Source organism: Corynebacterium striatum ATCC 6940 (assembly GCF_000159135.1).
Lineage (GTDB): Bacteria > Actinomycetota > Actinomycetes > Mycobacteriales > Mycobacteriaceae > Corynebacterium > Corynebacterium striatum.
Genome location: NZ_GG667523.1, coordinates 192558 through 200890, shown reverse-complemented (window position 1 = coordinate 200890; position 8333 = coordinate 192558). Strand labels below are relative to the sequence as shown.

The following is an 8333-nucleotide window of genomic DNA, read 5'->3' as shown; positions in this document are numbered from 1 at the left end:
CGCTGACGGAACCAGCAGGGAAGTAGTAGGTCGCACCGCTCTTGAGCTTGACAATGAGGGACTCGAAGCTCATCAATTCTCCTTGGGATTGTTTCGAGGTACCCAAAAATTCAATCAGCTTCGAGCCCGTCGAGCAAAGGATTGAGATCCAGACAACGTTCGCTTTACCCCCTTAAACGGGGTGGATTTACTCCTGCTCGTTGGTCTGCAGGCGGTGCTTGCCCTCGTCATCGCGGTCATCGGTGATGCGGGAGGTATCGGCGTCGGCAGCAGCCTCGGCTTCTTCCTTGTGCTTAGCTAGCTGCTCATCGATGGAGCCCAAGAGCTCTTCGTCGCGCTCGACGACGCCCTCTTCCGCGAGGTCGGAGACCTTGTGGTCGTCCTCGGTGGTGGAGGTGTAGACCAAGGTGGAGCCCTCAGCTGCGGCATTGGCACCGGTGGTGAAGTCCTCGACGCGCGGCGGAACCTCGGAAGCCTCTTCCTTGCGGATCTTGAAGAAGTAGTAGAGGCCGCCACCGATAGCGGAGATCAGGGCGAGGATCAGCGCGAACGGCCAGAACTTGGAGCTCTTCTTCTCCTTGCCGAAGTTGATGTTCTTGAGCTTCTTAGCGCTGCGCTTGCGGGCCTTGTCAGCAGCCTTGCGTGCGGCCTTTGCCTGTTTGCGGGACTGCTTCTTGACGTTCTTCTGTGCCTTCTTCTGGGCCTTCTTTGCGTCCTTGCGAGCTTCATCGAAGCGCTCGGAAGCCTGTTTGCTAACTTCCTGACCCCGGTCCTTGAGCTCCGCGATGCTACGCTCCAAGCGATCGTGGGCTGCCTGGGTGACGGCGCCGGCGCTGCGGCGAGCCTCAGGGAAGGCGTCCTTGCTGCGCTCTTCTACCTCTGCTGCAGCAGCTTCCAGGGCGGTGTAAGCCTCGAGAGCCTTCTCGTCGCGGTAATCCTTAAACCTCTTCCACAGGTTGGTGGCCAGGCCGACGGAAGCGGAAATTGCGGTGGGGTTCATGCGAACGCTCCTTAAATTGACTTTATCGTGTGCTTCTCACCAGCGTAGTGACGGGCGTTAAGGCCCGCCACTATACGTATGAAGGAAAAGCAAAGGGTCACCCCTGCATGATGCGGTGGTGACCCTTATTGCGCTTGATTATGACTCAGCGGGCGAGAACGTCTCTTTAGCTCTAGTCTGTAGAGCCGGACTTTTGCACGTAACAAGAGCTGATTGCTAGACAGCTTGGTACGCAACCTTCTATTTTTATTCGTGCCAATTTTTAAAAAGCCTGCAGGCACGCCACTTTTAAAAGTACTATTTAATAAGTTACTCTTCCCCGAAAAATGGACAGCTTGGTACATTTCATCGCAAGCAAAATCCGTTGACCAGTAAGGGAGGTGAACATGACCCCGCGTCTATCCGCTTCAGCACCACTAGACCAATTCAGTGAAGTATCTGTTGAGCCGCGCCAAAGGACCGCGCTCTCTTTCGAGGTGATTCCACCGCGCAACGATGCTGATGCGAGCACTACCGCCGAGCTCCTGCGGGTGTTGCAGGGGTACAACCCGGACTACATTGCGGTGACGAGCTCACAGCGCTCCGGATGGCTGGAAGGCACCGCGGCATTCATCGAACAAATCTCACGCACCACGTCCATGCGCCCGCTCGCTCACCTCGCCTGCACGGCTGGCACGCGGGAGGAGCTCATCGGCTGGATCGATGCGCTTGTCGACGCCGGCGTGCGCGGCCTGCTCGCCCTTCGTGGCGACCTGCCCGAAGGCGGCATGCCGGCGCACTATCTGCAGCATGCCGACGAGCTGGTCCGGCTCATCCGCCACCGCGAGGCGGGCCAAGCCGCACGTTTCGCCGCAGGCAGCCTCGCGGTGGGGGTGGCTTGCTATCCCAACGGCCACGCGGAGTCCGCGAACCTCGACGAGGACTTCGACGTTCTGCTCGCCAAACAGCGGCTCGGCGCGGACTTTGCCATCACCCAGCTTTTCTTCGACGCCGAAGACTACGCCCGCTTTGCCCAACGCGCCCGGCTGGCCGGCGTGCGTATTCCGCTCATCCCGGGAATCATGCCGATGACCAGCGTGGCCCGGCTCGAGCGAATGGCCAAGCTGTCCGGGTTGCAGGTCCCACCCCGTGTGCGGGCCGCACTCGCGGCAGCATCCACCCCAGATGAAGAACATGAAATCGGAATGGAACTCACCGCCGAGCTGACTCGAAGCGTACTGCGCTCAGGGGCAGACGGCCTCCATATCTATACCCACAACAACCCTCACATCACTCAAGACCTTTTGAATCGAATTGGAGTACACCCATGAACGCACCATTTCCTAAGGCCACCATCGAAGGCTACCCACGCGTCGGCGCGAACCGCGAGCTCAAGCGCGCACTAGAGGCCTACTGGTCCGGCAAGATCGACGCCGAGACCTTTGAGTCGGCAGCGCACTCGCTGCGTCTTGACACTTATGCGCGCCTGCGCGACCTCGGGCTTAACGAGGACTACGCCATCCCAGCAGACGTGGCTTATTACGACCACGTCCTCGAGACCGCGCTGACCGTTGGCGCGGTGCAGGGAGAGACCCTCGATGACGAGTTCCGTCTGGCCCGTGGCAATGCCGACTCCGCGCCTCTCGAAATGACTAAGTGGTTCGACACCAATTACCACTACATCGTCCCGGAGATCGCCGATGACCAGACGTTTAACGCCCGCCCGCAGCGCGTTCTCAAGATCGTGGAAGAGGCTCGCAATGCCGGCCACGCCGTGCGTCCCGTGCTCGTGGGTCCGGTGACCTTGCTGGCTCTGTCCAAGCAGGCAGACGGATCGAGCACGCAGCCGCTTGAGCACCTTGATGCCGTGGTCGATTCCTATATATCTGTCCTCGAGCAGCTCCACGCTGCCGGGGTGGAGTGGGTACAGCTCAACGAGCCCGCTCTGGTCGCGGATCTTGCAGCGGCTGACGACGCCGCCCTTGCCCAGGCACTCCTGAGCGCTTATCGCCGTATCCTCGCCGCGGAAAAGCGCCCGCAGGTTTACCTGACCACGCCTTATGGCTCGGTGCGCAAGGGTCTGGACGCCATCAACGAGCTGCAGCCGGAGGCGGTGCAGGTGGATCTTTCCGTGGGCACCCTCGCGCTGGATCCGAGCTACCTGGAGCGCGTGGCTGGACTGAAATCCCACCTCAGCGCCGGACTGGTTGACGGCCGCAACGTCTGGGCGGCAAATCTGCGTGACCTGCGAGCCAAGCTGGAGACCCTTCCGGGCGCATCGGTAACCACCTCGGTCTCGCTGCAGCACGTTCCGCATACCGTGGAAGCAGAGACTTCGCTTCCCATTGACGTAGCCAACTGGTTCTCCTTCGCCAATGAAAAGGTGCGCGAGGTCGTCGCCCTGAGCTCCGGCCCGCTTGCAGCACCGGAGGCGTATGCCCAGGCCGACCGTGCAGTGCGCACCCGAGCCGAGTCGGCCCGTACCCACAACGAGGCGGTGCAAAACCGCACCGCGCAGTTGCCGGAGGGCGAGGTGCAGCGGCAGCCGCTGTTCGCCGAGCGCAATGAAGCGCAAAAAGCTCTTGGCCTGCCGCTGCTGCCGAGCACGACCATCGGTTCCTTCCCACAAACGCAGGAGATCCGTGCGGCACGTGCGGCTCACCGCAAGGGCACGCTTTCCGACGCCGCCTACGTCGACGCCCTGCGCGACGAGGTCAAGCAGGTCATCGAGCTGCAAGAACGCCTGGGCTTGGACGTGCTGGTGCACGGCGAGCCAGAGCGCAACGACATGGTGCAGTACTTCGCCGAGCTGCTCGACGGCTTCGTAGTCACCGAGAACGGCTGGGTCCAGTCTTATGGCTCCCGCTGCACCCGCCCGCCAATCGTGGTGGGCGACATCTCCCGCCCGCAAGCGATGACGGTGGAGTGGGCACGCTATGCGCAGTCCCTGTCCGAGAAGCACGTCAAGGGAATGCTCACCGGTCCAGTAACCATCCTTGCGTGGTCCTTCGTGCGCGATGACGTTAACCAGTCCGTCTCCGCGGATCAGCTGGGTGTGGCTCTCGCCGACGAGGTGCGTGATCTCGAAGAGGCTGGCATCGACATCATCCAGATTGACGAGCCCGCCCTGCGTGAACTGCTGCCACTGCGAGAGCAGGATCGCAAGGCCTACTTGGACTGGGCGGTGCGTTCCTTCCGACTCGTTGCTTTGGAGGCAAAGCCCACGACGCAGATTCACACGCACCTGTGTTACTCAGAGTTCGGCCAAATCATCGATGCGGTCGCTGGCCTTGACGCCGATGTCACCTCCATCGAGGCGGCGCGTTCCCGCATGGAGCTCCTCGAAGACATCGACGACAAGTTTCACTCCGAGATCGGCCCAGGCATCTATGACATTCACTCGCCGCGCATCCCATCCGTGGCGGAGATGGCAGAACTCATCCGCGCGGCCCTGCGCAACGTTCCAGTCGAGCGCCTATGGATCAACCCGGACTGCGGCCTGAAGACCCGCGGCTACGACGAGACCGAGGCCTCGTTGCGCAACATGGTCTTGGCCCGCGAAGAGGTGCTCAGCTCACTCGTTCCCGCTTAGAAGCTCAGCTCGTCCAAGCTCGAAATCTCGCCCGATCCGTCGCGTTGCAGGTACACCGCCTGCAGCCCGGCGGCGCGGGCGCCTTCGACGTCGTTAGCCAGGGAATCGCCCACCATGAGCGTGTGCGCAGGCTCGCTTCTCAGCACGCGGCAACCCTCGTGGTAAGCCGCAGCCTGCGGCTTGGGAATGCCCAAATCTACGGTGGCAATCAGTTGCACTTCCGGAAGATTAAGTCCGCCCGCGCGGAGCTTGCCCTCCTGCATCCCACGGGCACCATTGGTGAGAATCCCAACGTTTAGCCCAGCCGCCAGTGCGCGGCGCAATGCAGGTAGAGCATCCGGAAATGCCCGCCAATTGCGCTGATATGCAGCCAGGTAGCCGTCGTAGGCGGCGAGGGAGGCGGCGTCGTCAAGCGTCTGCCCCAGAAACTCGCGGCAGCGTTCAATGCGTTGCCCCTGGTGCGTGACCTCTCCACGCTCATAAGCACTGAACCATTTGCGCTCGAGGGCGGAGAAACGCGCGTGCTGGCCCTGCGCAACGCCTAGCTCTGCACACCATTCATCCAATCCGGCGTGCATGGCGGAGGTGTGGTCCATGAGGGTGTCGTCGAGGTCGAAGAGCACGGCACGAATCATGGGGATAAGCATAGTGATCGCTTAGGGCGTTATGTCATTTGCGGCGCGCGAGCAAGAAATTCCATACAATGGTCGGCATGACTCAGAAGACCGCAACTGCAACGATGCACACCAATCACGGTGATATCGTTATCGACCTTTTCGGTAACCATGCACCGGTAACTGTGGAGAACTTCGTCGGCCTGGCCAAGGGCGAGAAGGACTACTCCACCCAGAACGCAAAGGGCGAGCAGTCCGGCCCGTTCTACGATGGCGCAATTTTCCACCGCATCATCGACAACTTCATGATCCAGGGTGGCGACCCAACCGGTACCGGCCGTGGCGGCCCTGGCTACCAGTTCCAAGACGAGTTCCACCCGGAGCTGCAGTTCGACCGTCCGTTCCTGCTGGCCATGGCTAATGCCGGCCCAGGCACCAACGGTTCCCAGTTCTTCATCACGGTGGCTCCGACTCCGCACCTGAACAACCACCACACCATCTTCGGTGAGGTCACGGACCCGGCTTCCCAGGATGTCGTTTCCAAGATTGCCAAGGTTGCAACTGACCGCATGGACCGTCCGCGTGAGGACGTCATCATCGAGTCCATCGAGATTGCATAAGAGCTCCTGCGTTGAGCCCACCGCCACTTTTTAGTGGTGGTGGGCTCCTTCCAGTTTTGGGGGAAAGTTGAAGAACTACATCAAACAAGCGCCCGTCACCACAGCAATCGTCGCGGTGTGCTTTCTGGCTTGGGCAGTGACAGCGATCCAGTCCCGCTCTCTTTCAGGGTCCTACTATGACTCTTCTTTGGCTTATGCGTGGACTCTTTGGGGTCCAGAGTTTGCCGCCGCCCCGGCCACGGCCATCACGGCCGGCTTCATGCACATCGACGTCGGGCATCTGACGCTCAACATGTGCCTTCTCGTCTTTATCGGGCGCGAGATCGAGCAGGCACTTGGGCATGCGCTTTATGCGGCGAGCTATGTGGTCTCCGTCTTGGGCGCCTCCGCGGCTGTGCTGTGGATGGACTACGACGCGCCGACTGTGGGGGCGTCGGGCGCGCTTTATGCCTTGCTGGCGATGCTGGTGGGTGTTTACCGCAGCCGAGGAATGGATCTGCGCGCGCCCATCTTCTTGGTGCTCGCAAATGTGGTTTACACGTTCATCATGAGTGGCGTCTCCTTGTGGGGACACCTGGGTGGGCTGTTAATCGGCATTGTGCTGACTCTGTTCCTGTTTTCGCGCCGGAAGGCTGTGCACTGGATTGGAGTTGCTGCAGTGTTCGGGGTTGTCGGCGTGTTGTTGGCCTTGAGAGCTGGGCTTTGGGGATAACTCCGGCGAGTTATTCACCAAAACGCTTGTGCGAAAGAATTCCACAATAGTTATCCACAATGTGGATAACTACATTTTTGTAATTTACCGAACGCATGGCCGGAGTTTTCCCTGATCATGCAGGCAAGAAGACTTACATCCTTGTGATTTAGCCCTTGTGGAAGTGGGTGAAAACAGTTATCCACAGGCTGTGGAAGAAACCTGGGGAATTTGATTTTCACAGAGTTATCCCCAGCCTGTGGATAACTTTCCTCCCATCTTGTTGGCAACTCGGGGAAAGGGGGCAAAAGCGGGTGTGTACGAAAGGACAATTTCGAGTGTTTCTCGGATAGCAATTAGCTGGGAAAAACCTGTAAAGATCCAGCTCAAGGGGCAATTATCCGAAAGTATCTGAGGTATTGAAGGATGCGATGGTGGCCGTCTAGCGTCATGTGAGTAGTTCACAGCGCGTGGAGGGAGAGACCGTGCCGCTGTGAACCTCAAACTGCAAAAATAGTGAATAAAAGGAAACGTAGCGATGCGCATTCCCCGCCTCCATCTCAGCTACTACGTAGCAGCCGCCGCGCTGTCTGCGGCAAGCCTCGTTGCCCCTGCTGCGGCGCACGCAGAGATCCCCGCCATGCCACAGGGCTATCCGATTGAGAATCTCTACCAGGAGTGCAGCCCAGCAGAAGCTACTGCAGCGGGTTATCCGGATTGGCATTTTGGTGAAACTGGCCGCCGTTACCTTTCGGATGGCACCATCCAGTTCACCAACACCACCAAGCAGACGGTTCCGTACACCGCCACCATCGAATCCGGCACCAATCACGAGATCGAAGCAAACTCTGCCGCCAAGTGGCCTTCCAACTGGAACACCACCGCAAAGACAGACATCGGTCTGACTCTGTCTAACGGCTGGATCGAGGGGGAAACCATCGGGCCGATCAAGCTTGCGCCTGGCGATTCCTTCCGCGTGGAATACGGCACCGTGGAAAAAGACTTCATTTCCATGTTCGTGGACTGTAAGGATGGCATCTATACCAATATCCCGGGTGCAAATGTCATCAGAGGTACCGCACCGGCCGAGCGTTATGCCTGGGCAACCGTAATCCACGCCGACGGCACCGTTGATGACCAAGCGCTTGAGATTCCGTCCCGCGCGCCGGGTGCGAACAGCAAGGTTGTTGATGGTGGCTACAATGCCATCTCCGGCCCAAGCCTGGAGAAGATTGCCGATGAAAAGCAGGACCATGTGGTCAAACCTGCTACCGACCTGCAGCGCGAGAATTGGCCGCGCAAAGGCGAAGAGTGCACCGCTGGCGATATGCAGTGGTACCCGAACGCTATTGAGGGCGTAGCTCCTACCTTCCGAAAGCCGGGCTATTCCCAGGACTTCATGAACTGGACTGAGGCTGACTACACCTATCGTGGCATCACCGACCACCTGGTGGGCGCGCAGTACAACGGCCAGATGAACTGGCTGGGCAATAAAGGCCGCCTGCCGGAGGGCTGGCTCGGCTCCATCGGTGCCGCACAGCGTGCCTACATGCCGGTGGGTACCGCATTGGCGCCACTCGACCTTAAGCCAGGTGAGCGCGCACGCATCGAGTACGGCACCACCATGATGCGCGTGAACTACAGCGAGCTGCACTGTGGCCGCGACGGTAAGTACAGCCTCGTTCACGACTTCAAGCAGGCCTCCGCGCCGGCAGGTTTCTGGGCAGAAGCCACCGTCACTGGCAAGGATGGCTCGACCCGCAAGGTTGACGTCACCCCAGATGAGTGGCGTGACCTACCAGTTGCGACCCAGACCGCTTATTAACACCACGACACT

7 protein-coding genes are annotated in these 8333 nt (G+C 59.8%); 5 read left to right on the top strand and 2 right to left on the bottom strand.

Annotated features, from left to right (window positions below; translation table 11 throughout):
• Window positions 1-187: 187 nt before the first annotated feature.
• Window positions 188-1000: a hypothetical protein gene (locus HMPREF0308_RS08470; protein ID WP_005530652.1), complete on the bottom strand. Its 813-nt coding sequence runs from the start codon at window positions 998-1000 to the stop codon at window positions 188-190.
• Between the two features lie 386 nt (window positions 1001-1386).
• On the opposite strand from HMPREF0308_RS08470, the gene HMPREF0308_RS08465 reads away from it, so the two are divergent.
• Together HMPREF0308_RS08465 and metE are read left to right on the top strand one after the other, a co-directional pair.
• Window positions 1387-2310 carry a methylenetetrahydrofolate reductase gene (locus HMPREF0308_RS08465; protein ID WP_005530651.1) on the top strand — a complete coding sequence of 308 codons (924 nt, stop codon included), beginning with the start codon at window positions 1387-1389 and terminating at the stop codon, window positions 2308-2310.
• Window positions 2307-4571 (top strand): 5-methyltetrahydropteroyltriglutamate--homocysteine S-methyltransferase, encoded by a 2265-nt coding sequence (gene metE, locus HMPREF0308_RS08460; RefSeq protein WP_005530649.1) that lies wholly within the window; start codon window positions 2307-2309, stop codon window positions 4569-4571. Before HMPREF0308_RS08465 ends, metE begins: the two co-directional genes overlap by 4 nt.
• On the opposite strand, the gene HMPREF0308_RS08455 is transcribed toward metE, so the two are convergent.
• On the bottom strand, window positions 4568-5206 hold the full coding sequence (locus HMPREF0308_RS08455) for an HAD family hydrolase (protein ID WP_034657349.1): 639 nt from the start codon (window positions 5204-5206) through the stop codon (window positions 4568-4570). The genes metE and HMPREF0308_RS08455 overlap by 4 nt on opposite strands.
• A gap of 68 nt (window positions 5207-5274) precedes the next feature.
• Here HMPREF0308_RS08455 and HMPREF0308_RS08450 point away from each other — a divergent pair, with 68 nt between their 5' ends.
• From HMPREF0308_RS08450 to HMPREF0308_RS08440, 3 genes are all read left to right on the top strand, one after another.
• Window positions 5275-5805: a peptidylprolyl isomerase gene (locus HMPREF0308_RS08450; RefSeq protein WP_005530645.1), complete on the top strand. Its 531-nt coding sequence runs from the start codon at window positions 5275-5277 to the stop codon at window positions 5803-5805.
• Between the two features lie 67 nt (window positions 5806-5872).
• On the top strand, window positions 5873-6517 hold the full coding sequence (locus HMPREF0308_RS08445; protein ID WP_005530643.1) for a rhomboid family intramembrane serine protease: 645 nt from the start codon (window positions 5873-5875) through the stop codon (window positions 6515-6517).
• A 517-nt stretch (window positions 6518-7034) separates the two neighbouring features.
• A complete protein-coding gene (locus tag HMPREF0308_RS08440) occupies window positions 7035-8321 on the top strand; it encodes a hypothetical protein (RefSeq protein WP_005530641.1) in 1287 nt (428 codons plus the stop codon).
• The last annotated feature ends 12 nt before the right edge of the window (window positions 8322-8333 follow it).

Excerpts from the sequence above, each read along its gene's own strand:
- HMPREF0308_RS08470 (WP_005530652.1), bottom strand. The coding sequence starts at position 1,000 with ATGAACCCCACCGCAATTTCCGCTTCCGTCGGCCTGGCCACCAACCTG.
- HMPREF0308_RS08440 (WP_005530641.1), top strand. The coding sequence starts at position 7,035 with ATGCGCATTCCCCGCCTCCATCTCAGCTACTACGTAGCAGCCGCCGCG.
- metE (WP_005530649.1), top strand. The coding sequence starts at position 2,307 with ATGAACGCACCATTTCCTAAGGCCACCATCGAAGGCTACCCACGCGTC.
- HMPREF0308_RS08465 (WP_005530651.1), top strand. The coding sequence starts at position 1,387 with ATGACCCCGCGTCTATCCGCTTCAGCACCACTAGACCAATTCAGTGAA.
- HMPREF0308_RS08455 (WP_034657349.1), bottom strand. The coding sequence starts at position 5,206 with ATGATTCGTGCCGTGCTCTTCGACCTCGACGACACCCTCATGGACCAC.
- HMPREF0308_RS08450 (WP_005530645.1), top strand. The coding sequence starts at position 5,275 with ATGGTCGGCATGACTCAGAAGACCGCAACTGCAACGATGCACACCAAT.